This is a genomic window from Nocardia sp. NPDC050793 (genome assembly GCF_040654065.1).
Lineage (GTDB): Bacteria > Actinomycetota > Actinomycetes > Mycobacteriales > Mycobacteriaceae > Nocardia.
In genome coordinates, this window is the sequence record NZ_JBFAHG010000003.1 from 416,725 (window position 1) to 440,852 (window position 24,128).

22 protein-coding genes and 1 pseudogene are annotated in these 24,128 nt (G+C 69.1%); 10 read left to right on the top strand and 13 right to left on the bottom strand.

What is annotated here, in order from left to right; genetic code table 11:
* Positions 1-16 precede the first annotated feature (16 nt).
* Positions 17-1,180: a sulfotransferase gene (locus tag AB0H50_RS12460; RefSeq protein WP_357450447.1), complete on the top strand. Its 1,164-nt coding sequence runs from the start codon at positions 17-19 to the stop codon at positions 1,178-1,180.
* 442 nt (positions 1,181-1,622) lie between these two features.
* Here AB0H50_RS12460 and AB0H50_RS12465 read toward each other — a convergent pair whose 3' ends face one another.
* The 3 genes from AB0H50_RS12465 to AB0H50_RS12475 all read right to left on the bottom strand — a co-directional run bounded on the left by AB0H50_RS12465 (position 1,623) and on the right by AB0H50_RS12475 (position 3,290).
* The gene (locus tag AB0H50_RS12465) at positions 1,623-2,174 is read right to left on the bottom strand and encodes a hypothetical protein (RefSeq protein ID WP_357450448.1); all 552 of its coding nucleotides are present in this window, start codon (positions 2,172-2,174) and stop codon (positions 1,623-1,625) included.
* Positions 2,175-2,532: 358 nt separating this feature from the next.
* Positions 2,533-2,676 (bottom strand): hypothetical protein, encoded by a 144-nt coding sequence (locus AB0H50_RS12470; protein ID WP_357450451.1) that lies wholly within the window; start codon positions 2,674-2,676, stop codon positions 2,533-2,535.
* A gap of 71 nt (positions 2,677-2,747) precedes the next feature.
* Positions 2,748-3,290, bottom strand: a complete 543-nt coding sequence (locus tag AB0H50_RS12475; RefSeq protein WP_357450454.1) for a DNA-directed RNA polymerase subunit beta — start codon at positions 3,288-3,290, stop codon at positions 2,748-2,750.
* Between the two features lie 191 nt (positions 3,291-3,481).
* Between AB0H50_RS12475 and AB0H50_RS12480 the strand changes: the two genes are divergently transcribed.
* The 3 genes from AB0H50_RS12480 to AB0H50_RS12490 all read left to right on the top strand — a co-directional run bounded on the left by AB0H50_RS12480 (position 3,482) and on the right by AB0H50_RS12490 (position 6,700).
* Positions 3,482-4,642 (top strand): helix-turn-helix transcriptional regulator, encoded by a 1,161-nt coding sequence (locus tag AB0H50_RS12480; RefSeq protein ID WP_357450457.1) that lies wholly within the window; start codon positions 3,482-3,484, stop codon positions 4,640-4,642.
* A 355-nt stretch (positions 4,643-4,997) separates the two neighbouring features.
* Positions 4,998-5,240 (top strand): hypothetical protein, encoded by a 243-nt coding sequence (locus tag AB0H50_RS12485; RefSeq protein ID WP_357450460.1) that lies wholly within the window; start codon positions 4,998-5,000, stop codon positions 5,238-5,240.
* Entirely contained in the window at positions 5,237-6,700 is a 1,464-nt protein-coding gene (locus AB0H50_RS12490; RefSeq protein WP_357450463.1) for an NAD(P)/FAD-dependent oxidoreductase, read from the top strand. Before AB0H50_RS12485 ends, AB0H50_RS12490 begins: the two co-directional genes overlap by 4 nt.
* 7 nt (positions 6,701-6,707) lie before the next feature.
* Here AB0H50_RS12490 and AB0H50_RS12495 read toward each other — a convergent pair whose 3' ends face one another.
* Complete coding sequence (locus AB0H50_RS12495) at positions 6,708-7,379, bottom strand: PaaI family thioesterase (RefSeq protein ID WP_357450466.1); 672 nt, start codon at positions 7,377-7,379, stop codon at positions 6,708-6,710.
* A gap of 206 nt (positions 7,380-7,585) precedes the next feature.
* On the opposite strand from AB0H50_RS12495, the gene AB0H50_RS12500 reads away from it, so the two are divergent.
* Positions 7,586-8,239 (top strand): HAD family phosphatase, encoded by a 654-nt coding sequence (locus AB0H50_RS12500; protein WP_357450469.1) that lies wholly within the window; start codon positions 7,586-7,588, stop codon positions 8,237-8,239.
* 9 nt (positions 8,240-8,248) lie between these two features.
* On the opposite strand, the gene AB0H50_RS12505 is transcribed toward AB0H50_RS12500, so the two are convergent.
* Positions 8,249-8,842, bottom strand: coding sequence for a helix-turn-helix domain-containing protein (locus AB0H50_RS12505; protein WP_357450472.1), 594 nt, complete (start codon positions 8,840-8,842; stop codon positions 8,249-8,251).
* Between the two features lie 21 nt (positions 8,843-8,863).
* Between AB0H50_RS12505 and AB0H50_RS12510 the strand changes: the two genes are divergently transcribed.
* Together AB0H50_RS12510 and AB0H50_RS12515 are read left to right on the top strand one after the other, a co-directional pair.
* Positions 8,864-9,232, top strand: a complete 369-nt coding sequence (locus AB0H50_RS12510; protein ID WP_357450476.1) for a hypothetical protein — start codon at positions 8,864-8,866, stop codon at positions 9,230-9,232.
* On the top strand, positions 9,229-9,735 hold the full coding sequence (locus tag AB0H50_RS12515; protein ID WP_357450480.1) for a hypothetical protein: 507 nt from the start codon (positions 9,229-9,231) through the stop codon (positions 9,733-9,735). Before AB0H50_RS12510 ends, AB0H50_RS12515 begins: the two co-directional genes overlap by 4 nt.
* 54 nt (positions 9,736-9,789) lie before the next feature.
* Here AB0H50_RS12515 and AB0H50_RS12520 read toward each other — a convergent pair.
* Both AB0H50_RS12520 and AB0H50_RS12525 read right to left on the bottom strand, forming a co-directional pair.
* A pseudogene (locus AB0H50_RS12520) lies at positions 9,790-10,005 on the bottom strand (ABC transporter ATP-binding protein); the annotation flags it as partial.
* 103 nt (positions 10,006-10,108) lie between these two features.
* Positions 10,109-10,780, bottom strand: coding sequence for an FCD domain-containing protein (locus AB0H50_RS12525; protein WP_357450483.1), 672 nt, complete (start codon positions 10,778-10,780; stop codon positions 10,109-10,111).
* Positions 10,781-10,958: 178 nt separating this feature from the next.
* On the opposite strand from AB0H50_RS12525, the gene AB0H50_RS12530 reads away from it, so the two are divergent.
* Together AB0H50_RS12530 and AB0H50_RS12535 are read left to right on the top strand one after the other, a co-directional pair.
* Entirely contained in the window at positions 10,959-12,716 is a 1,758-nt protein-coding gene (locus tag AB0H50_RS12530) for a 2-isopropylmalate synthase (protein WP_357450485.1), read from the top strand.
* A gap of 58 nt (positions 12,717-12,774) precedes the next feature.
* Positions 12,775-15,060, top strand: a complete 2,286-nt coding sequence (locus AB0H50_RS12535; RefSeq protein ID WP_357450487.1) for a LuxR C-terminal-related transcriptional regulator — start codon at positions 12,775-12,777, stop codon at positions 15,058-15,060.
* 132 nt (positions 15,061-15,192) lie between these two features.
* On the opposite strand, the gene AB0H50_RS12540 is transcribed toward AB0H50_RS12535, so the two are convergent.
* The 6 genes from AB0H50_RS12540 to AB0H50_RS12565 form a co-directional block, all read right to left on the bottom strand.
* Entirely contained in the window at positions 15,193-15,759 is a 567-nt protein-coding gene (locus AB0H50_RS12540) for a hypothetical protein (protein ID WP_357450490.1), read from the bottom strand.
* Between the two features lie 254 nt (positions 15,760-16,013).
* A complete protein-coding gene (locus tag AB0H50_RS12545; RefSeq protein WP_357450493.1) occupies positions 16,014-17,168 on the bottom strand; it encodes a hypothetical protein in 1,155 nt (384 codons plus the stop codon).
* 34 nt (positions 17,169-17,202) lie between these two features.
* A complete protein-coding gene (locus tag AB0H50_RS12550; protein ID WP_357450496.1) occupies positions 17,203-17,724 on the bottom strand; it encodes a DinB family protein in 522 nt (173 codons plus the stop codon).
* Positions 17,725-17,807: 83 nt separating this feature from the next.
* Positions 17,808-18,662, bottom strand: coding sequence for an alpha/beta fold hydrolase (locus AB0H50_RS12555; protein WP_357450498.1), 855 nt, complete (start codon positions 18,660-18,662; stop codon positions 17,808-17,810).
* 2 nt (positions 18,663-18,664) lie between these two features.
* Complete coding sequence (gene hsaA / locus AB0H50_RS12560) at positions 18,665-19,831, bottom strand: 3-hydroxy-9,10-secoandrosta-1,3,5(10)-triene-9,17-dione monooxygenase oxygenase subunit (RefSeq protein ID WP_357450500.1); 1,167 nt, start codon at positions 19,829-19,831, stop codon at positions 18,665-18,667.
* Positions 19,832-19,968: 137 nt separating this feature from the next.
* The gene (locus AB0H50_RS12565) at positions 19,969-21,462 is read right to left on the bottom strand and encodes an FAD-dependent oxidoreductase (RefSeq protein ID WP_357450503.1); all 1,494 of its coding nucleotides are present in this window, start codon (positions 21,460-21,462) and stop codon (positions 19,969-19,971) included.
* A 240-nt stretch (positions 21,463-21,702) separates the two neighbouring features.
* Between AB0H50_RS12565 and AB0H50_RS12570 the strand changes: the two genes are divergently transcribed.
* The gene (locus AB0H50_RS12570; RefSeq protein ID WP_357450505.1) at positions 21,703-24,126 is read left to right on the top strand and encodes a PEP-utilizing enzyme; all 2,424 of its coding nucleotides are present in this window, start codon (positions 21,703-21,705) and stop codon (positions 24,124-24,126) included.
* Positions 24,127-24,128 lie beyond the last annotated feature (2 nt).

Here is a 24,128-nt window from a genome sequence, read left to right on the forward strand (position 1 = left end):
GAGGAGAGAGCACAGCATGATCGGCAGGGACGACGTCGGCACCGTCGAGGATCTGCACGCCTCGGCGACCAAGGTGGTCGGACTCGACGATTTCGGCGACGACGACTATCGCGAAGGGCTCCAGGTACTCCTGGACTCCTATGCCGCGGACGCCGAGCTGACGCCGTTCGGCAACAAGGTCAATCGCGCGTTCCTGCGCGGCGCGCTGATCGCCAGGCTGCTCAGCGAGAACGCCTGGCAGCGGCATCCCGAGCACGCCGACGTCGCGATCGAACGGCCCGTCTTCGTGACCGGCCTGCCGCGCTCCGGGACCACGGCCGTGCACCGGCTGCTCAATGCCGATCCCGCGCACCAGGGCCTGGAAATGTGGCTCACCGAGATGCCGCAGCCCCGTCCGCCGCGCGAGACCTGGGCCGACAATCCGGTGTACCAGCGCATCGAGGCGGCGTTCGAGAAGCATCACGTGGAGCATCCCGAATTCATGGGCGTGCACCACATCTCGGCCGACCAGGTGGAGGAGTGCTGGCAGCTGCTGCGGCAGTCGGCCATGTCGGTGTCCTACGAATGCCTGGCCTACCTGCCGGGGTATTCGGAATGGCTGGCTGGCCGAGACTGGACCGACGCCTACCGCAGGCACCGGCGCAATCTGCAACTGATCGGTCTGCCGGACGCGAATCGCCGCTGGGTGCTGAAGAATCCGAGCCACCTGTTCGCGTTGGACGCGATCTTCGAGGTGTATCCGGACGCGCTGATCGTCCAGATGCACCGCGATCCGCGCACCATCATCGCCTCGGTGTGCAGCCTCAACGAGCAGGCATCGGCGGGCTGGTCGGAGAAGTTCCGCGGACCCGTGGTCGGGCGGACACAGCTGGATCTGTGGGCTCGCGGTGCGCAGCGCTTCCTGGAAGATCGCAAGCGGCACAACGCCGATCAGTTCGTCGACGTGTACTACGACGACTTCGTCGCCGACCCGATCGACACGGTGCGCTCCGTCTACCGGCACTTCGGTCTTCCGCTGAGCGCCGCGGCGGAGGCGGCGATGGCGGCGTTGCACGCGGAGAGCACCACGGGCGCGGCGCGTCCGTCGCACCGGTACACGCTCGACGACTTCGGTCTGACCGTGGATCAGGTCGACGAACAGTTCGGCGAGTACCGGGCCGTGCATTTCCCGAACCGCTGAGGGGTTTCGCCGGTCGCCCCGCGCGGTCGACCGGCGAACCTGACACACACTGCAAAGTTGCACCGCATGCAATTTCGGCCAGGGAGGGCGGCTTGACCCCGAATTGTGCTGCGGAACAACACTTTCCGCCTTCAGGCTACGGATTCCATTCTGGATAAGACACCCCCCGCGCACTTGCACTGAGTGCAATCCTCGCGTGATGTCGTCGCCCGAAGCCGCTGTACCACGACGGTACCGCCTCGATGGCCCACCTGCCACCGATGAAACGCGTGTCTGCATCCCGAGTCTTGCGCGACTGCCGCTTCTTGCCGACCGCCGCGTGTGTGTCAGGGGGCGGCGGTACGGCCGGTCGCAGGTCGTTGGTGTGTGGCGTCGACCAAGGGCGCGGGCCTGGCGGGCGGACAGGAATTTCTTCGCCCCGCCCGGTACCAGCTGCGCTCAGTCACAAAATTCGCATTCTCCATTGCTCACGAAAGGTAGCCTGCTCTGCGGCTGTCGCGACTCGCGAGACGGGAGCCGCATCGAAGATGTACCGGCGCGTACCCCTTCTGGACACGACATCCACCAGGTCATGGACGAGCCGCTGCAGTGCCGAGCGGTAATGCCGGTAGACCAGTACTCCACCACTCATTGAACTGCTCATGCCCGATGGCCAGCAGTCCAGCCTCGCCCCGACGACAAGGAAGCGAAATCCACGAGCCCCGGGCTCGCTCCGGACCGCGGCGAAGGCGTCGAATACGTCGCCGCCGTCGGCATCCCAGTGCGTGCCTTGGCCGTCCGTGAGTCGCACACAGTAATCGGCGTCGTCGTTTTGTCTCACCCAGACAGTCCACCTCTGCATTTCACCATCGGGGGTAAGCACTGGAATCTCTTCGACAGAGACCTCACTGTTGTCTGCAACGTCCATGGCTCCAACCTCACCGCCCGCAGTACTGCCCCAGTGCACTCTAATGGCCGAGCGTTTGTGCGGGTCCATCCCGATGATGACCGTCACCGGTGTCCTCCAAGGTCCGAACGAAAGGATGTCCGTGCGAGAAGGCACCGCTACGTCGAGCCACGGCAAACCCCTTTCCAGCCACGCCCGCACGGCACCCGGCGGGACGCAAGCCATTAGCGAGCCACACAGAACACCGACGGGGGCAGCCGATTAGGGAGCCGCCCACCGGGCACCTTGACCCGATCCTGGCCGGGAACGAGCCCTGCCACCAGTCTCGAGTAGCCGATACCTGCGCTCGACTGAAGTCGTCGGAGTGACGAGGTAAACCTGCTGTGCCACTGGTTATTTGAGATGACCTGACGCATACTTACTGTTCTGCGGGGCGGAGGTCGGTGGGCGACTGCGATCAGGACTGCTAGCGCTCGATGTAGAGGCGTTCGTTGGGCAGTCTCGGGAACTCGCGCTTATCGAGGTCGACGGTGACCGCGTCGAGGTAGTGGCGGGCTTGGTGCTCCTGGACGAAGACCAACGCGGCGGTCAGGCAGGCGGTGAAGTCCATCCGCACCCCGTGTAAGAACACCGACAGGTGGACATCTGGTTCGCCAGGGAGCGGCGATGCTGCATCGATGCTCACAAGACCGGCTGTCGTTGGGGGCCGATGACCGCGTGCACGGCGTACAGCACCGCACGCCCGGAGGGCCGAAACACCGAGTGCGCGGCGGTGATCCACCCTCGGTACTCCGAACCCTGATCAGCCGGGGACGGCAACGCCACGAAATCACCGTTTCCCAACACTGCCACCCGGCGGCTGCGATACAAGGCTGCCTCGGCGGCGATCATGGTTGCGGGGATGTCGGAGCGGACCAAAAACGTCCACGTCGCGGTGCGAGGTGTGGTGATGATCGGCCCGCCGCCGTGCCTTTTGGTGTCCAAGTCGACCTTGACCATCTGCCCGATCTCAGCGGGCACCTGCACTGCCCACACCATGCCCGCAGTGAAACCGATTCGGCCCGTGTCGGGTTGGAGTACGGCGGGCAGATGGCACACGGTGCGGTAGTACTCCACCCGTGAACGCGGGGTGTCCCCTATGGCCGGTGCGCTGGATTCGGTGCGCGTCGGTACGGGGGACGGGTATGTAGTCGCTGTGCGGTCATCGTGTTCGAACAAACCCATCGGCAGCACCCTCCCTGCTTGCTCCAGACTTGGTGAGCGCCCACCGTCGGAGACCTTGGAGGGGCACCATGTCAGTCCGACGGCGGGGCTGGATCTGAGCTTGATCGCTGGCCAGCGCTCGAAGGGTCAGTAAAGGGACAGGGCCGTGGACAGCAAGGACAGCTGGGGAGGATCGATCTACGCTCGAATGTATGGGTCAGCATGCGGGAGAGCGGATCGCCACGGAGCGCAAGATCGCCGGGCTGAGCCAACGACAGTTGGCCAGCCGGGCGAAGTACAGCCTCAGCATGGTCAAGGCTGTTGAGCAAGGCCGCGAGGTGCCGTCCCCCGGCTTCCTTTCGGCAATCGCTCGCGCTCTGCGGATAACTCCCGAGCAGCTGACAGGCGCGCCTTACGATGATGGCAAACCTCTCTCGGACGCCGTAAATGACCTGTCCATATTGCTCACAGAGGGGCGGTACGCTCGGGCAACCGAGCCCAGCCGTCTCGCAAATCTCGAAACGGAACTGGCTGCGGCACAACATCTTTACCGCACCGATCGGACCCGTCAAACGATCGAAGCGCTTCCGGAGCTGATCCGTCGGCTGCACGGGGCGGTGCGAGAACTGTCCGGCGACGAGAAAGCATGTGCCTACACCCTATTGACCTCGGCCTACGTATTGGCAGAGTGGTCGGTTCGCAGGACCGGTCATCTCATGCTCGCCCTTCCAGCACTGGATCTGGCCGACACCTACGCCCCGCTTGCCGACGACTCGAATTATGGCGCGTTCTCGGCCCTGGCCCGAGCCCGAGTGCTGACGCATTACGGAGAGTCCGAGGTAGCGGAGCAGCTGATCGATTCCGCGATCCGTTCGGCGGACGACAGCCGAGCCGGCATGGTGCTGGTCGGCTATTCCCATCTGGCCGGAGCGATCAACGAAGCGCGAAAGCTCAACTACCCGAACGCGACAGCTCATGTCGAAGCGGCACGTGATCTAGCTCGGCATACCGGCGAGACCGACCTGTACATGACGTCCTTCGGCCCGCTGAATGTGGACATCCACGCCCACGCGATCGAACTCGAGGCGGGCGACCCGAACCGAGCGGCGTTGGAGGGGGCGGAACTGACGTACCCGGCGGACGCGGCTCCAACACGGATCGCCCATCATTGGCACGACAACGCTCGTGCGTGGTTGATGTCAGGTAAGCCCGATCGGGCGCTTGCGGCGCTCAACAAGGCGAGGGCGGCGGCGCCCCAGCAGACTCGGCTACACCCGTCGGTGCGGGAAACGCTCTTCGGGATCGCGGCCGCGCAGCGTCGCCAGACCGATGGGCTTGTCGGCTTCGCATCCTGGCTCGGCGCTAGTCTCTAGGCGTCGCCGCGAGCCGATCCCGGAGCGGAAAGCACGCCGATCGGCGGCGCGGACTCGAACTATGTTGTGGTTTCACCATTTTCGGCCCAATTCCGGATTCCATTCTGGATAAGATATCGGAGACAGGCTTACGTCTAACGCAATTCTGGCGTGGTGTCGGCGGCAGCGGGCACTGGCGCACACTGGGGGACCGCCGACCTCACCGCCGATGAAGCGCACGGACAATCCTGCGGGCATCGCACGCCGCGGCAGAATCCAAGCCATGGTGGCGGGGTGAGCGCCGCTGCCCGGAAGAATCGACTTCCTGTCGGCTCGGAACCTTCCGCCGGACGGCCGCACGTCATAGCGTTGGAGTGTGACAGCAACGCCGCGACGCCTTGCTCTCGCCGACGTCATCGCCCGGCCTGGGGTCGCCGCGGCGACGTCGGCCGAGACCGGGCCGGAGACGGGCTCGGCGTGGGTGCCGGACGCGGCCGGGCCGACACCGGACGTGCGCAGCCTGATGGCGGACGCCGACTTGGTAGCGGGGCGGAGGGGATCGGTACCGGACCAGGTCCGTGCGTGCCGTCGCCTCGCTGAAAGGAGAGTCGGACCATGACCGCGCCGCGTGAGCCCACGATCGTGGTGATCGGTGCGGGGATGTCGGGCATCTGCATGGCGATCACATTGCTGCGCGCCGGTTTTCGCGATGTCACGATCTTCGAGAAGTCCGATCGGTTCGGCGGCACCTGGCGTGAGAACACCTATCCCGGGTTGACCTGTGATGTGCCGTCGCGGTTCTACCAGTTCCGCTTCGCGAAGAACCCCGACTGGTCGCAGTTCTTCGCGCCGGGGGCCGAGATCGAGGAGTACTTCACGCGGGTGGCGCACGAGTACGGGCTGGCGGGCAGAACCCGGTTCGGCGCGGAGGTGTGCGGTGCGGAGTTCGTGGACGGCAGGTGGACGGTGACGACCGCCGCGGGCGAGCGCGAGCACTACGACTTCGTGCTGTGCGCCACCGGCATCCTGCATCACCCCCGCACGCCGGAGCTACCCGGCTTGGACGACTTCGCGGGTGCGGCTTTCCATTCGGCGCGCTGGGACCACGGCGTCGAGCTGACCGGCAAGCGCGTCGGTGTGCTCGGCACCGGGTCGACCGGTGTGCAGATCGTGACCGATCTGGCCGGAAAAGCGGGGCGGCTGATCATGTTCCAGCGCACGGCGCAGTGGGTGGCGCCGCTGCCGAACCGCCGCTACTCCCGGTTCACCCGCGCCGCGCATCGGCGTTTCCCGGTACTCGACGAGTTCGGCTACGTTGTCACCCACCGGATCTTCGAGTTCCTCATGGGCGCGCTCACCGAGCCGGGACCGAAGCGCACGATGGTCGGTGGACTGTGCCGGGCCAACCTGCGCACGGTCCGCGACCCGGCCCTGCGCGCCGCGCTGACACCGGAGTACGAGCCGATGTGCAAGCGGCTGGTGATCTCCGGCGGTTTCTACCGCGCGGTGCAGCGTCCCGATGTAGCGGTGGTGACCAGCGCCGTCGACCACATCGTGCCGCGCGGCGTGGTCACCGCCGACGGCCGCGTGCACGATCTGGACGTGCTGGTGCTGGCGACCGGCTTCGACGCGCACGCCTTCATGCGGCCGATGGGCATAGCCGGCGTGGATGGCCGCACACTGGACCAGGCTTGGGCGGACGGTCCACGAGCCTTCGAAACCGTTGCGCTGCCCGGCTTTCCGAATATGTTCCTGCTCATCGGACCGCACAGTCCGGTGGGCAACTACCCGCTCACACTGATCGCCGAGACCCAGGCCGAGCACATCGTCGGCTGGATCCGCCGATGGTGCGCGGGGGAATTCGACACCGTCGAACCGACCGAGGCCGCCACCGAGCGCTACTACGCGCAGCTGCGCGCCGCGCTGCCCAAAACGGTATGGGCCACCGGCTGCCAGAGCTGGTACCTAGGCAAGGACGGAAGGCCGGAACTGTGGCCGTGGACCCCGGCCCGGCACCGCGCGCTCATGCAGCGCACACCGGACCCGGCCAACTACCGGTTCGCGGGCCCGCGCGATTGACCCGCGGCTACTGCTGGCCGGGCTTCAGCACGATGAACAGGCCGTTGGCCTCGGCGCACAGCCGATCGCCGTCGTGCAGGGTGGCCCGCACGTAGACCTTGCGACCTTCCTGGCGCTCGGCCCACGCGTGCAGCCGCAGCTCGGTGTTCAACGGGGTGATCGAGCGGTAGTCGATGGTGAGGGAGGCGGTGCGGGTTACCCCGCCCGCGTGCACGGCGGCCGCCATGCCGAGCAGGTCGTCGAAGCCGATCGCGATCTGACCGCCGTGTGCCGCCTTGTTGCCGCCGAGGTGGTACGTGCGGAAGGTGATGCGCGCCTCGACGCCGTCCCGGTCCGCTCGGTCCACCACGAAGGGCGGCAGCGTGATGTTGCCGCGGCCGGGCAGGTCGACCCGGGTCCAGGCGGGCGCCGACCACTCGTCGACGACCGCGGCGTCGAGTTTGTCGTTGAGCTCCTTGAGCACGGCGATGGTCTCGAGCGCCAGCTCGTCGGACGGCGACGAGAGCCGCGCCCGGTCCATCAGGCCGCGCACCTGCTCGATGAAGGCGCCGTAGTGCGGACCGCCGCGGGAGATGTCGACGTCGTTGGCCGCGGCGTCGATCAACTCGGTCATCGGTCGGAACCCGCCCTCGTGATGCTCCTCGCTCGGCAGCGCGGCGCCGGCCTGCTCTTCGTTCATGAGAACAAGTTATCGGTTGCCCGCCGGATGCTCGCGCGGCGGGGGAGGCGCGTACCGTCGGCCCCCGGCGCGACGAGAATCGGGTACCCCTACGCTGGGTACCCGTTCACCCATCAGGTCTACCGAATACACCACGCGAGCTCGGCGCGGCCGGTCGACGACGGCCCGCGGGCGTGCCCTCGCGAGCGGCGAAAGGCGTTGTACCGATGCGTATTACGGCAGTCGTGTTCGATATGGACGGCGTGCTGATCGACTCCGAACCGGTCTGGGAGCAGGTGCGGCGCGAGTACGTCGCCGAAATGGGCGGCCGCTGGCTACCGGATACGCAGAAGCGGCTGATGGGCATGAGCACGGGGGAGTGGTCGGAGTATCTCAGCGGTGAGCTCGGGGTCGGCGAGCCGCCGGAACGGGTGGCCGACGACGTCATCGAGCGGATGGCCGCGCACTACGACCGGACGGTGCCGCTGCTGCCAGGAGCCGTGTCGGCGGTGCAGCGGATGAGCGAGTACTGGCCGCTCGGGGTGGCCAGCTCCTCGCCGAGGACGCTGATCGACACCGTGCTGGGCCGCACCGGGCTGATCGAGTTCTTCGACGTGACGTTCTCCACCGAGGAGGTCGATCGCGGCAAGCCCGCGCCGGATGTGTACGTGGCGGTCGCGGGCTTCCTGCGCAAGAAGTCGACCGACTGCGCGGCCGTGGAGGATTCGAGCAACGGGTTGCGCGCCGCGCATGCCGCGGGCATGCGCGTGATCGCCGCACCGCGTCCGGAGTATCCGCTCGACCCCGACGCCGCGGCGCTGGCCGCTCAGGTCATCGGCGGTCTCGACGAACTCACTCCCGCGCTCGTCACGGGCGAGTGAACGCGCCGCTCAGCGGCGGTAAGACTCGAGCAGGGTACGGGTGGCGCAGGCAAGGTCGGCGTCCACCCAATCCGGCAGCGCGGGGGCGTGCGCGTGCCTGCGCAGGGCCGCGTAGGGCAGGTCGACCACCGCGCGGCTGACCGCGTCGATCTCTCGGTGCCCGTCCGTCCCGAACAGGTCGCGGGCGACGCGGCGCAGATGTTCGATCAACGGCGCGTTCATCCGGTCCAGGCGGGCGCGGAACTCGGCGTCGGGGCCGCCGTCGAGCAGGTCGCGCGGGCGCAGCTCGAGCAGCAGCCTCGCGTCTTCGGGGAGCTCACGGCCGAAGCGGACGGCCGCGCCCGCCATGGCGACCCCGGCCTCGACAGGGTCGGTGTGGTCCGCGGCCGCCAAGGTCCGCTGCTGGAAGCGATCCAGCGCGCGAATCCAGGCGGCGGTGAGCACGCCGTTGCGATTGCCGAAGCGGTGGTACAGCGTGCCGACCGGCGCGCCGCTGGCCTTGGCGATGGCCGCAACGCTGACCGCGCGCGGCCCGTCGGCGAGCGCGAGGGCGCGCGCTGCGTCGAGGATCACATCGGTGTCGTGCTTGCGGGGTGGCGCCATCTACTAGTACGTTCCTTCTATATGGAGCGATTGTCTTATATCGACGAGCATGCCAGAGAAGTCGACGCGAATCGCGAGCAGACCTGGAAAGCGCTGCTTCGAGTCGTCTGCAAGGACCCGCACGACCCTGCCACCGTTCCCTCCGGATTCGTCCTGGACACCGCCGATGAACCGGCTCGTTTCGCGATGCACGGGCAGCACTGGTTCTCCCGCTACGAGCTGATCTTCGAACTCGATGACGAGGGCGCGAGCCGCACCAGGGTGCGTGCCGTGAGCAGGGGGGATTTCCCCGGCCTGCACGGCAAGATCTATCGCGCGCTGGTCGTCGGCAGCGGCGGCCACGCTTTCATCGTCCGGCGCATGCTCGGCCGAATCGCGGCCGCGGCATGATCAGCGGAAAGGTCTGGGGCGCCACCGAAGCCGAGCGCGACGCTCCGTTGCCGTGCGACGAGCTGGAACCCCGTGGGTTGCAGACGGATCGGGCCATCAGCATCGACGCCTCGCCGTGCGTGGTCTACAACTGGCTGTGTCAATTGCGGGTCGCGCCATACAGTTACGACCTGCTGGACAACTGGGGTCGCCCCAGCCCGCGCGAACGCGACCCGCAACTCACCGAACTCGAGGCAGGCCAGGAATTCATGTCGGTCTTCCGGCTCGAGTCGTTCGTCCTCGGCCGCCACATCACACTGGTCTCCGGCCGGATCGCGGTCACCTACGCGGTGCGCCCCGAGGGCGTTGGCAGCCGCCTCGTCGTCCGAACGCGCTTTGGCACACCGCGAATCGTCGGCCACCTGCTGGCCTTCGGCGACGTCTTCATGGCGCGCAAGCAGCTGCTGACCCTGCGCGAGCTGGCCGAGGCCGAGGCGAAGCGGGCGGCCACCGGAACCGAGTGACGGTCACGGCGTGAACGTATGCAGCGGATCGGCTTTCGCGCGCGCGGTCCAGCGTCAGCGGTCGTAAGCGACCTCGACCGGATGGTCGAAGGCCGCGGAGACGGTGTCGGTGGTGAGGGTGTCGCACGCCGGGCCCGCGGCGACGGTGCGGCCGCCGGAGATGAGCACGGCGTGGGTCGTGCTGGTCGGCAATTCCTCCAGATGGTGGGTGACCAGGACCGAGGCGACCTCGGGATGGGTGCGGTCGAGGCCATCGATGGTCTCCAGCACGGTGAGCGAGATGCCGTCGATGATCTGCTTGCCGTCGCGGCGGAAGGTCACGTCGGTCAGCTCGAGCACGGGTGTGGTCACAGGTGTTCCTTCCTCGGCGCGGTCACGAGAACGCCGCCTTCAGTGCGGTGAGATGGGCGCGGCTGAATTCGGCTGCCGCCGTGGGGTTTCGGTGGGCGATGGCGTCGACCAGCCGGATGTGTGCCTCGTGGTCCTCTGGTTCGGAGGGCACGGGGCGAATCTTCGGCATGTCGATCATGGCTTGGCGCAGGCGGGGCAGGAAGCTGTCGAACAGCTGGGTGAGCACGTCGTTGTGCGCGGCGACGATGACCGCGCGGTGGAACGCCATGTCGGCGTCGACGTGCTCGTCGACCGGCTCGCCCCTGGCCTCGCGTGCGGCCAGCGTGCGACGGATGGCCCGCAGGTCCGCGGGGGTGCGCCTGGTGGCCGCGAGCGCGGCGGCCTCGGCCTCGATGGCGATCCTGGCCTCGATCACCGACGCGATGGCGGCGCGGCGCAGCACAGCGTCCCACTCCTCGGTCACGTCCAGCGCGGTGACGAACACCCCCGCGCCCTGGCGGCTGTCGAGCACGCCCTTGCCCGCCAGTTCGCGGATGGCCTCGCGCAGCGTCGAGCGGCCGACGCCGAGCTGCGCGGCCAGCGTCGTCTCGCCGGGCAGGCGGTGTCCGAGCGGCCATTCGCCCGCGCGCACACGGGCCAGCAACAGCTCGGCCGCCTGTGCGGCGAGCGGGTGGCGGCGAACCTGCGGGACCATCCGAACCTCTCTACTTGTCTGAGGAGTTGTGTATAGTCTAGCCATCATGACGCGCATGCTTCTGCTTAGCCGCCACGGCGGGGCCTGAACGACCGGCCGCCCGCCGTGGGGCTTCGTCGTGGCCGGTCACCGCTTCGTATGCGCAGGCCGCGTCCGCCGGAAAGCAGCAGAAACCTTCATGACCGCAAGCGTTTTCCCTACCATCGATACCCCCGCCGGCCCGGTCGCCGACGGTGCGCCGGACTGGAACAGACAGCGGCATTCGCGGATGCCGTCGCACCGGTATCGCAGCGTCTACGACCGCGTGAATGTCCCACTGACACAAAGTGATTGGCCGAACGCGCGAATCACCGCGGCGCCGCTCTGGGTCCCTGTCGACCTGCGGGACGGCAATCAGGCGCTCGCCGAGCCGATGGACCCCGACCGGAAGTGGCGCTTCTTCGAACTGCTGGTCGCCATGGGCTACAAGGAGATCGAGGTCGGCTACCCGTCTGCCTCGCAGACCGATTTCGACTTCGTCCGGCTGCTCGCCGAGACCGATCTCGCGCCCGAGGACGTGACCATCGTCGTCTTCACCCCCGCGCGGCGCGATCTCATCGAGCGCACGGTGGAGTCCGTGCGCGGCCTGCGCAACGAGGTGGTCGTGCACATGTACACGGCCACGGCGCCGACCTGGCGGGAAGTGGTGCTCGGCAAGGACCGCGCCGCGCTGCGCGAGCTGATCCTGGCGGGCGGCCGCGACGTGCTCGAGTTCGCCGGTGACCTGCCCTCGGTGCGTTTCGAGTTCTCGCCGGAGGTGTTCAACCTGACCGAGCCCGACTTCGTCCTCGACCTGTGCGACCGCATGACGACCCTGTGGGACGCCACCCCGCAGCGACCCGTCGTGCTGAACCTGCCCGCCACCGTCGAGGTGGCCACCCCGAACGTGTACGCCGATCAGATCGAGTACATGCACCGCAACCTGGCCCGCCGCGACAGCGTGATCCTCTCGGTGCACCCGCACAACGACCGCGGCACCGGCATCGCCTGCGCGGAACTGGCGATGCTGGCCGGCGCGCAGCGGGTCGAGGGCTGCGTCTTCGGCAACGGCGAGCGCACCGGCAACGTCGACCTCGCGACGCTGGCGCTGAACCTGCACGCCCAGGGCGTCGATCCGATGATCGATTTCTCCGACGTGGACGAGATCGCGCGCACGGTCGAGTACTGCACCCGCATGCCGATCCACGAACGCCACCCGTACGTCGGCGCGCTCGTGCACACCGCGTTCTCCGGCACCCACCAGGACGCCATCAAGAAGGGCATGGCCGAACACCGCGCCCGTGCCGCGGCGACCGGGCGGCCGGAGCGCGAGATCGATTGGCGCGTACCGTATCTGCCGATCGATCCGGCCGACCTCGGGCGCTCCTACGACGCCGTCGTCCGCGTCAACTCCCAGTCCGGCAAGGGCGGCATCGCCTACCTGCTGCACACCGAGTACGGCCTGGACCTGCCGCGGCGGTGGCAGATCGAGTTCGCCCGCCGCGTCCAGGCACACGCCGACGACACCGGACTGGAGATCACCGCGCCCGAGTTGCACGAGCTGTTCACCACCGCGTACCTGGAGGACGCCGAACCCGCGCCGGTGGTGCTGAAGCAGTGGCGCACCGGCGACGCGGTCACGGACATCACGCTCACCGTGGGCGGCGCGACCTCGACCACCGAGCACCACACGGCCGAGCCGATCGAGGCGCTCACCGCGGCGCTGGCCGCGGCGGGCCTGCCGGTGCGGGTGCTGGGTCTCACTCAGCAGTCGATCGGCACCGGCGCGATCGCCTATCTGGAATACCGGACAGGGGAGCGGACCGGTTGGTGCTGCGGTCGCGGCGACTCCGCGCTCACGGCCTCGCTCGCAGCCCTGGTTCGGGCCGCCAACCGCGTGGCATCGACGCCCGAATAGCGGCAAAACGCCCGCCGTGTCCGTCGCACGTGCGAAGGTAATCGGCGTGGTGCGGCACGTGACAGGAAATCTCCCCGCAGAGGTGACGAGCTTCGTCGGACGCGGGGACGAGGTCGCCACGGCGAAACGGCTGCTGTCCACCACGCGGCTGCTCACCCTGACGGGGCCGGGCGGCGTGGGCAAGACCCGGTTGTCGCGGCGGGTCGGCGAATCGGTGCGGCGGGCGTTTCCCGACGGGGTGTGGCTGGTCGAGGTGGCCCACGTCCACGACGGGAATCTGGTGGCGCTGAGCGTCGCGCAGGCACTGGGCTTGCGCGACGAGACCAGCGCCCCCCTGGCCGGGCTCACCGAGTTCCTCGCCGACAAGAACCTGCTGATCGTGCTGGACAACTGTGAACACCTCATCGACGCGTGCGCGGCGCTGGTGAACAGGCTGATCCCGGCCACCGAGGGCGTGCGGATCCTGGCGACCAGCCGTGAGCCGCTCGGCGTGGACGGCGAGCAGGTCATGCCGGTCGCTCCGCTGCCCGTCCCCGAGGTCGACGAGCTGACCGGGGAGATCACCGCGCAGGACAGCGAGGCGCTGCGCCTGCTCATCGATCGCGCGGCGGCGGCCAACCCCGAATTCCGGGTTACCGACGCCAATCTCGGTGTGCTGGCCGCGATCTGCCGTCGGCTCGAAGGCATTCCGCTGGCGCTGGAACTGGCCGCGTTGCGGCTGCGGATGTTCACCCCCGACCAGGTGCTGGCTCGTCTCGACGACGCGATGCGGCTGCTCACCACGGGCCTGCGCACCGCGCCGCGCCGCCAGCAGACACTGGAAGCCGCGATCAGCTGGAGCTACGACCTGTGCACCGCCGACGAGCAGCGGCTGTGGGAGCAGCTCGCGGTGTTCGCGGGCGGTTTCGATCTGGACGCGGCCGAGGCGGTGTGCGTGGTGGATCCGCCCGACGCGCTGGTGGACGCGCTGACCGGTCTCGTCGAGAAGTCGGTGCTCGGGCACCGGCACGACAGCGACGGCAGCGGCCGCTACACCATGCTGGAGCCGCTGCGGCAGTTCGCGCTTGCCCGGCTGTCCGCCGCCGGCGGCGAACGGGCCGTGCGCATCCGCCATCGCGATCACTACCACCGCATCGCCCGCCGCGGCCGCACCGCCTACTGGGGCGGCGACGACGTCACCTGGTTCCGCGACGTCACCAGGGAGCACGCCAATATGCGTGCGGCACTGCACTTCTCGCTGTCCGACCCGGACGGCGCGCACCGGGCGCTGGAGATCGCGACCGAACTCCGCCCGTTCTGGGAGCACTACCGGTTCCTGCTGGAGGGCTACCGCTGGCTGGTGGAGGCGATCGAAAAAGACAAGGCGCACACCGTCGATCGGGCCAGGGCGCTCGCGGCCGCCTCGGTGATCGCGGCGATGCTGTCGGACAACGCGGAGGCCACCCGTTACGCCCGCGAATGCGTCGAGCTGGCCACCGAACTCGACGCCGCCGAGGTGCTGGTCGAGGCGACGCTGCTCTCGGCGCTGCTGGCCTTCAGCGGCAACGACCCGCACCGCGCGCTGGAGATCGCGCTCGCGGCGGCCGAACGCGCGGGCGAGGTCGCCCATCACGGCACGGAGATGGAGAGCTTCGCCTTCGCCTACGTGTGTGCGCTGGTGCTGGAGGACGAGCGCGCCGACGCCATCGCCGAACGTTTCCTGGCCAGGACCGCCGAGCATGGCTCGCATCTGCTCGGCGGGCTGGCGTATTGGGCGGTGGGCACGAATCATTGGCGCCACGGCGAACAGGAGCGCGCCGCCGTCGACCTGCGGCACGCGGTCGAGCAGTTCCGGCTGTTCGATCGATGTGTCTGGACCGCTTCGGGTTTCGACGGGCTGGCCTGGGTGTCGGCCGCGGAGGGTGATCGGGTGCGCGCGGCGCGGCTGATGGGCGCGGCGTCCACGGTGCGGCGCGGCAGCAAGCAGCGGCTGGCACACGCGATGACCGAGGTGGTGGGCGACAAGGTGCGCGACCAGGTGCATCGGGCGTTGGGTGACAAGGAGTTTCGGGTCGCCTTCGACAGCGGCGCCGCGCTGGATACCGACGAGGCGGTGCGCTACGCGCTGGGCACGGCGCCGATCGTCGTCGAGCGCGCTCCGAAACCCGTCGCGGCCGATGTGCTCACGCGGCGGGAGAAGGATGTGGCCAAACTGGTCGCCGCCGGGTACAGCAACAAACGCGTCGCGGCCGAACTGGTGATCTCGGTGCGCACGGCGGAAAGCCATGTCGACCACATCATGACCAAACTCGGCTTCGATTCCAGGACCCAGATCGCGGGCTGGGTCGCCGAGCATCTGCGCTGAGTTCGTGGACGAGACCGCAACGCCGGGGCGATATCCGTTCGAAATGCGCGCCGTGGACTTGGTCGGCGTTTTGCCGGAGGTCCGACGGCCCCGTAACCGTGTCACGGGGCCGTCATTCGCGGCCGGGACTTCTCACTGCGTCTGGGAGCTCGGCAGAAACCACCACCAGTGACTGTCCGGAATTCCCGCCGGAGGTCTTTCGCCTGGCTGCGGCGACACCAACGAGGCTTGTGCACGGAGCTTGGCGTCGGCTTCGGCCAACATCTGCTTCTCATAGTCCGGCGAAATCAACAGTTCCGAACCACCGAATTCGTCCAGTAGGAACTGCACGGCGGAGCGGAACCGGCAGGCGATCTCCCAACTATCCCACTCCTCGAGCGCCGAATGCAGTGCGCTGTCGAGGGTGTCGTCGATGTAGTTGGTCAGCGCCCAGCCACTCGCTCCGATCAGGGTGATCACCCGATTCCGGAAATCGGACCAACCCGTAGCAGATCGAACCTCGGCGCCCCCGAGACAAATCGAGAACAATTCCGACATGCCGTCGGCGAACGCCCGATCGCGTAACTGCACCATGTCGTCCGCGTCGGACGCGGCGGCGATCTCCGCCGCCCTCCCGAAATCATCGATCGCACTCCCCAGCTGCTTCGCCCGCGCGCCCAGATCCAATTCTTCTCCACCTTCTCCGATGTAGAAACCCACGACTCCAAATCCCTTCGCGGCGCGATCAGCTCAGATGAGCCGACAACAGGTCGACGGCGGAACCGCGGCGACCGGAGTTGCTGGGTTGCTAGTGTTGGGTCCAGCTCGAATGCTGTTGTCGCGGTGTACATCGCCTCGGCGAGCGTGGTCAGCATTGCCCGTGCGCGGACCTGCCCGATGCCGTCGCCGATGAAGCGCTGTGCGTCGGTTTCGCAGTTCACAGCCAAACCAAGCACGCCACGATCACCGCCGGGCTATCTGCCTCGGTGTCTCAGTACCAAGACGTCCGGGGCCCAGTCGGGCCGGTAGTCCGAGGATGGGCGCGGCGTCCACGGTGCGGCGCGGCAGCAAGCAGCGGCTGGCGCACGCGATGACCGAGGTGGTCGGTGACAAGGTGCGCGACCAGGTGTATCGGGCGTTGGGTGACAAGGAGTTTCGTGTAGCCTTCGACAGCGGCGCCAGCCGTTTACCACGGCTGTCGAAACCGTCACCACCCAGTGGCTGTGGCCCGCCAATGGAACGCCGATCTGCCGTCCGGTGCCGAGGTCCCACACCCGCGCCGTGTGGTCGGTACCGCCAGTGACCGCAACGAGGCGACCGTCCACCAGAGCTGTCGACACGGACAGCACCCAGCCGTCGTGGCCGGCCATGGGCTCGCCGATCTGCCTATGGCCGAACAGATCCCACACACGCGCCGTTCCGTCCTCGCTTCCGGTGATGGCAACAGGGCGCGCGTTCATGGTTGCCGTCGCCACCGCTCGAACCGAACCGTCGTGGCCGGCCAAAGGCTCGCCGACCTGCTCGCCGGTCATCAGGTCCCACACCCGAAGTGCCCTGCCGTTGTTGCCACCGCTCCACGACGGGCCCACAGCGACGGCACGGCCATCCACCACGGCTGTCGCCACAGACGGCACCTTCCAGCCGGTCAGGGCGTATCGAAAACGGGAATCGACCTGGCTGGCAGTGGCCCACTCCACCCCCCATCGCGCGTGTTCGCCCCCGTCCACAGGTACGGCAGTGATTCGGGCGGCCAGCTCCCGGTGTCCGTACCGGGCGGCATCCAGCGCCAGCAGTTGCCGACGCACCATAGGCGAAGCGTCATGGTGCAGATGTGCCGACGCCCGATACACCGCCGCCACCGAGCGAGCCTGAGCGTCTGGCGCCGAATCCAGCAGCCCCCACACACGCTCGAAGTCCCCACGCACCAGCAACTCCGGATCCATCCACCAGGCATCCTGCCCGACAGCCCCGGCACCTGAACCGCCGTCACGCACACCACCAGACACGATCAGCATCGTAGGTGCTGCCACCGTCCACACCCACGATCCAGAGGTTCGGGATGCTGTCCGCACACGCGGAGCTCCAGCGGGAGCTGATCGTGGCGAACACGAACGGACGGGCAGAGCCATATGGCTCTGCCTGCCTACTGCACTGCCGATGTGGTCAGTCTCCGGTGCGGCCGTCGATGCGTTCGCGCAGCAGATCGGCGTGGCCGTTGTGACGGGCGTATTCCTCGATCATGTGCACGTACACCCAGCGCAAACTGAAGACGGCGGTGCGGAGCGGGCGCGCGAACGTGTGGTCCAGCGGAAGCGTGGCGACCGCGGCATCGGCGGCGCGCACCTCGCGGTGATAGACGGCGAAGGCGTCCTCGGGATCGGCGTCGGCGATGTCGTCGAAATCGCCGTCGGGGTTGACCTCCGAACAGTAGAGGTAGTCCAGCGGCGCGCCCGCCGCCGCGATGCGGAACCAGCCGCGCTCCACCTCGCTCATGTGCCGGACCAGGCCGAGCAGCGAGAGGCCGGACGGCGCCAGCGGGCGCGAGCGCAGCTGCTCGGCGTCCAAACCGGTGCATTTCCAGAGCAGGGTCGCTCGGTGCCGATCGAGCCAGGCTTGCAGCATGGGGCGTTCGCCGGCGACAAGCGGGGTGGGCGTCCGTTCGACCTCGGGGGCGGTCCACGTCATGGACCGAGGCTATCGTCCAGATGGGAGAGGCGCCTTCGGTTTTCGGTGCGGGCGGGCCGGTGGCCACGCCCGCACCGCAGGGCCTACAGGCCGTTCCGGAGGAAATCGGTGACGGCGCGTTCGAAGGCCGCCTTGCGTTCGATCTGCACCCAGTGCCCGCAGCGCCCGAAGAACCGCAGATCGACGTTCGGCAGCTGCCGTGCGGGGAGCAGCGCGCCTTCGGCGGGGGTCACCCGGTCGTCGCGGCCCCACAGCATCAGCACCTCGCTGCGCAGGCCGCGCAGCCGCGCCCACAACGGAACCCGTTCGGCCAGTGCGGGATCGGCGAACGTGGCGTAGGCGTCGCGGATGGCGGCGATGGCCGCGGGTTCCGACGCGGCGGCCAAGCGCGCGTCCACCAGCTCGTCGGTGAGGATCCGCTCGTCGAAGACCATGGTGCGCAGCCAGGCCAGTACCCTTTCGCGCGTCGGGTCGGCCGTGAAGTCGAGCAGTCGCCGAATGCCTTCGGACGGTTCGGGACCCAGCACGTTCACCCCGACCCCACCCGGCGCCATCAGCACCAGCCGGTCGACGCGTGCGGGGTGATCGAGGGCGACGAGCGTGGCCACCGCGCCGCCCATCGAATTGCCCAGCAGGTGCGCGTGCGGCAGCTCCAGGCTGTCGAGCAGGCCGATCACGGCGTCGGCGGAGATGCGAAGGTAGTTGCGGTCGTAGACTTCCTGGCGCGCGCTGGCGCCGAAACCCGGCTGGTCGAGCACCAGGCAGCGGAAGTGCTCGGAGAGCGCCGCGAGGTTGCCGCCGAAGTTGGCCCAGCCGGACACGCCGGGACCGGAGCCGTGCAGGAGCACCAGCGGCGGACCCGAACCCGCCTCGTGGTAGCGGAGTTTCAGCCCGTCGACCGTCACCCAGCGGGTGGTGTCCTCCGCGGTCGGCGCCACCGTCACACCATCCGATCTTCGACGGTCAGGCCGAACTCGCCCCGGCCGAACATGGCGAGCGCGCGCTCCACGTCGTTGATGACGTGCACGCTGCCGGCGTGCGCGTCGCGCCAATGCCGTTCGATCGCATTCGGTTTGCGGATCGAATGGCCGCCGGAGTTGTCGAAGAGCAGCTCGATCGCCTGGATCGCCCGCTCGGTGCCACGCACTTGGTCGCGGCGGGTGCGCAGGCGCACCTCGTCCGGAATCGGCTCGCCCGCTTCGGCGTAGCGCAGCTGCTCGGAGATGTTGCGCTCCATCTGCAGAATCGCGGCGTCGATCTCGGAGGCGGCGCGGGCGACCCGGACGTGGGCGAACGCGTCCTCGGCCACCTTCTGCCCGCCGTAGGACAGCCGAACCCGTTCCCGCATCCGCTCGATGTGCGCCTCGTAGGCGCCCTGGGCGGCGCCGATGATCGGCGCGGTGATGGTGTTGGAGAAGACGCCGGCGAACGGAATCTTGTAGAGCGCAGCGGGATTCGCTTCCTGGCCGGGCCCGCGCAGCTGCGACTGCTCGGTCGCGCTGTAGGCGCGGTGGTGCGGCACGAACGCCTTCTCGATGACGATGTCGTTGCTGCCGGTGCCGGAGAGCCCGACCACGTGCCAGACGTCGTCGATGACGTAGTCCGCGCGCGGCACCAGGATCGTCAGATAGTCGCTGGGCTTGCCGTTCTCGTCGGGGGCGAGCGCGCCGAGGAACGCCCACTGGGCGTGATCGCAGCCGGAGGAGAAGCTCCACCGTCCGCTCACCTCGTAGCCGCCCTCGACGGGGGTCAGCACGCCCGTCGGCGCGTAGGACGAGGAGATGAGGGTGTCGGAGTCGGCGCCCCACACCTCCTGCTGAGCCGCCAGCGGGAACAGCGCGAGCTGCCACGGGTGCACGCCGAGCACCGAGGACACCCAGCCGGTGGACGGGCACGCCGAGGCGATCGTGCGGATCACCTCGTAGAAGGCCACGGGAGAGGACTCGTCACCGCCGAACCGGGCGGGCTGCAGCATCCGGAACACGCCTGCCTCGGTCAGCTCCCGGATGCTCTGCACCGGGACCCGCCGCTGCGCGTCGGTGTCCGCGGCGCGTTCGCGGATCGCCGGAAGCAGGTCACGGACCCGATCGAGCACCTTGTTGGTCATGACGGGTGTCCTCCTGTGTTTCGTCGGGCCGGGAACCGCACGCGCGGCCCCCGCCATGGTGGTGACGCTAGGGCGGTCCACCCCGCGTCCGGTAGGTCAGTCCCGATGATCGGAACCATGGAGGGTGTTTCCGGCGCTCAGCCGACGCCGGCGGCGGCGCGGCCCGCGAGGCGGCCGAAGAACGTGCCGTCGCCGAGGGAGGTGCCGCTGATGTAGCCCTCGCCGTGCAGGCCGGAGCTGGCGCGGCCCGCGGCGAACAGGCCCGGGATCGGCGCGCCGTCGAGATCGAGCACTGCGCCGTCCACGGTGGTGTGCAGGCCGCCGAGGGTGAACACCGAGGCGCCGGTGCCGCGCCGGTCGCCGGTCTCGGCGGGCGGGCGCACACCAGCGCGCACGTCGATGGCGGCCAGCGGCGGGGTCAGCGGACGCAGCCAGCGCGGCGCCTTGTGGAAGTCGGGATCCGCACCGCGCGAAGCGAATTCGTTGTACCTGGCGATGGTCGCGGCGAGCGCGCCTGCCGGGGCGCCGATCAGCTGCTCGAGTTCCTCCGCGGTCTCGGCGACGTGGGTGGGGCGCACGCCCCAGCGCTGCGGTTCTGGCACGGCCTCGTAGGCCTGTTCGTCGAGCACCACCCAGACGTCCATGTCCTGCCGGAACAGGGCGGCCTGGCCGATGCGCCCCGGGTAGGTGTCCTCGTTGACGAAGCGCGCACCGCGACCGTTGACGACCATCCCCCGGGCCGCGAATCCGGGAATCAACGCGATGCCGACCTGTCCCGCGGACATGTGGCGCACCGCCGCGCCCGCCGCCTGCGCCATCCGGATGCCGCTGCCGTCGTCGGTGCCGGCGCTGACCTTGGTGTGCCGCAGCAGGCGGGGAGCGTGCGCGGCCAGCATGCAGTCGTCGTCGACGAACCCACCCGTGGTGAGCACGACGCCTTGCCGGGCGCGCACGGTGAACTCGCGGCCGTAACTACGCGCCGCCACACCGGTCATCGTGCCGTTCTCGGCGCGGATCAGGTTCGTCGCGTAGCTGTCGAATCGCGCTGTCGCACCGGCGTTCTCGGCCGCCGACGCGAGCACGTCCATGAGCAGCTTGCCACCGAAATCATTGGCGGCGGGCCGGTGTCCGCGCGGCGCGGGCGTCGCGAGTTCGGTGAACGGCCAGCTGTTCTCGCCGAGCCACATGAGCCCATCGTCGGTGGGCGGCACCCAGGCGGGGGCGTCCCACAGGCTCGGCTGGAACGGCACGCCGCGCGCCACCAGCCAGTGGAAGTGCTCGACGCTGCCTGCGCAGTACCGCTCGATCTTGGCCTCGTCCGCGCCGGGGCCGAGCGCGGCGCGCAGGAACGCCGCCATCTGCTCGGGAGTGTCGGTGAAACCGCACGCCTGCTGGATGGGCGTGCCGCCGCCGAGATAGATCTCGCCGCCCGACATGGCCGAGGCGCCGCCCGGCCCGCCCGAGCGCTCCAGCACCAGCACCCGCGCACCCGCCTCGGCCGCCTCGAAAGCCGCTGCCGCTCCAGCGGATCCGTAGCCGACGACCAGAACGTCGGTGTCGATGTCGTAGGCGTCGACCTCCGTCGCGGGCCGCGGCGCGACCGACCGGCGTGCGCCCAGAGTTTCGCTCATGCCTGCGCCTCGCTGACGCTCGGCTCCGGCATGCGCGATGCGCGCTGGCACACGATTCGCTCACTGCGTTCGCTCATGAGTGCGACAGTCGCGCCTCGTCGGGCGACTCGACACCGGTCATCTCGGTAGCTGATCGCCACCGCCCGCTCAGTGGGACTGAACCGGCTGGTGCGGTCGCGCACTCGCAAAGGTGTGTGAACGGCGTCACGTTCGTGGTGGCGCAGTGAGGAGAGGATATCGATGCGGGTCCTGATCACCGGAATCACCGAGCCGAGCGGTCGGGCGGTGGCGCGCATGCTGTTGGCCGCCGGGCACGACGTGGCAGGCCTGGACCGCCGGTGGCACCGCTTCGTCGACCCCCGCGTGCGGTTCACCGCAGGTGATCCGGCGGACGCCGCGGTCTGCGCCGAGGCCGTCGCGGGCTGCGACACCGTCGTCCACCTGGCGGGACCGAGCGTCGGCGCGGTCGCCACTGCGGCGCGGAATGCCGGTGCGCGCGTGGTGGTTCCGGTCGTGGCGGGGGCTCGCTCGGCTGGCGTGCCGGAATCCGAAGTCGCCGAACGACTTCGGGAATCGGGCGCGGACCACCTGCTGGTGCGCACCGCGCTGATCGCGGGCCGCCGGATCGGTCACCAGACCCGCCGCGCGCTCGAACCGATCCTCGGCGCCAAGTCCGGCGGCGGATTCCAGCTGCTGCACAGCGACGACCTGGACCGCTTCCTGGTGCTGGCGGCGACCTCGCCGCGGATCGGCGTGGTCGAGCTGGCCGCACCGGGTGTGGTGACGACCGACGAGGTGCGCGACCTGATGCGCGCGGCCGGGGTGCGCTACTCCGCCTGGGTTCCGGGCTGGTCGGCGCGTCGGCCGCTGCTGAATTCCTCGGTGGCGCAGCAGGACTGGGGATTTCGCTGCGGGTGGACCGCGGCAGGGACGGCGGCCGATCTGGTGCGCGGTCTTGTCGGGCGCAAGCCATCGGGCGGTTCCTTCCGTACGCGCAGCGGCGCGATTCCGTTGCCCGCCCACGTGATTCCCTCGCGCGCCGCCACCTCCGACCGCCACCGCCTGGTCGACGTCGCCCCCGAGGGGCTGGAGGGCGAGTTCGACGATCGTGTCGACCCGCGCTACCCGGTGCACACCGCCACCAACACCTCCGAGGCGCTGCCCGGTCCGATGACGCCGCTCACCATCGACCTGCACGCGGGCGCGATCCGGCTCGCCAACGAGGCGATGGGCACCATGATCGCGCTCGACGGCATCGCCCTGGAACACTGGACGAGCCGGGTGACCACGGTGCTCGGCCACCACATCTACATCAACGCCTCGATCGGCGTGCTGGCCGCGGAGAACATGCCGGGCTGGGACGAGGAGAGCATCCGCCGCGACGCCTACGGCAACATCCCCGACGAGATTCCGCTCCAGCCGCACGGGAAGCCGCCGATGCCGACGGGCCTGGCCAGCACCGCCGCCACCTGGCGCGCCACCTCCCGGGTCATCGCCACCGCTCGCCGCTTCGCCGCGACCGCGGAACTGATCAACGCCGCCGCCCACACCGAGGCGCTGACCGCCGAACAGATCGCGGCCCTCACCGACGAACAGCTGCACGTGCGCGCCCTGCTCTGGCGCGACCGGCTGCACCAGGCCTGGCAGGCCGCCTCCATCGGCGTCATGATGACCGGCGCGGCCACCGCCGTGCACGCCCGCGGCAAGAACGCGGGCGAGGTCCCGATCGACTTGAACCGGCTGGAATCGGCGAAACCGATGCTCGCGGTGGAGCGTTTGGCCGCCATCTGCCGCGATGATTCGGCGCTGCTGGAGATCGCGGGCACCGGCGACGTCGCGGCGGCGCGGGCCGCTTCGCCCGCCTTCGCCGCGGCACTGGACGAGGAACTCGCCAAGATCGGCCACCGCGGTCCCGGCGAATGCGAACTGATCAATCCGACCTTCGGCGACCGGCCCGCGCTGCTGGTGACCGCCGCCGCGCGGGCCGCGCAAATGCCCGCGCCGACTCGCGAACCCGTTGCGGAGAATCCGAGCCGCACGGCGCGGATGGCGGCGGGCGCCACGGTCGCCAGGGAACGGGCCCGCGATGCCGTCGTCCGGATCACGCACTGCCTGCGCATGGCGGTGCGCGAACGCGCCGACCGGCTGATTCGATCCGGTCTGCTGCGCGAGACCGACGACGTCTGCTACCTCAGCCTGGACGAAATCTTTTGTCCTCCTGCGGATGCGGCCGAGCGGGTGAGCCGCCGTCGCGCCGAGCGCAAGCGCCTGCGGGACATCCGGATGCCCGATGTCATTGCCGGACAATGGGAACCGGTCGCGGATGCGGGCGCGCTGGCCGCCGACGAGAGCCTCACCGGTATCGGCGTGTGCCCCGGCGTGGTGGAGGGCACCGTGAAGCTGGTGCTCTCGCTCGACGACGACATCGAACCCGGCGACATCCTGGTCGCCTCGGTGACCGACACCGGACACACCGCGATGTTCGCCTACGCCGCCGCGGTGGTCACCGACATCGGCGGCTCCGCCTCGCACGCCGCCATCGTGGCGCGCGAATTCGGCATCCCGTGCGTGGTGGACACCAAGACCGCCACGACCAGTCTGTCCGACGGACAGCGGGTGCGCGTGGACGGGGCCGCGGGCACCGTCACGCTGCTCGCCGGCTGATC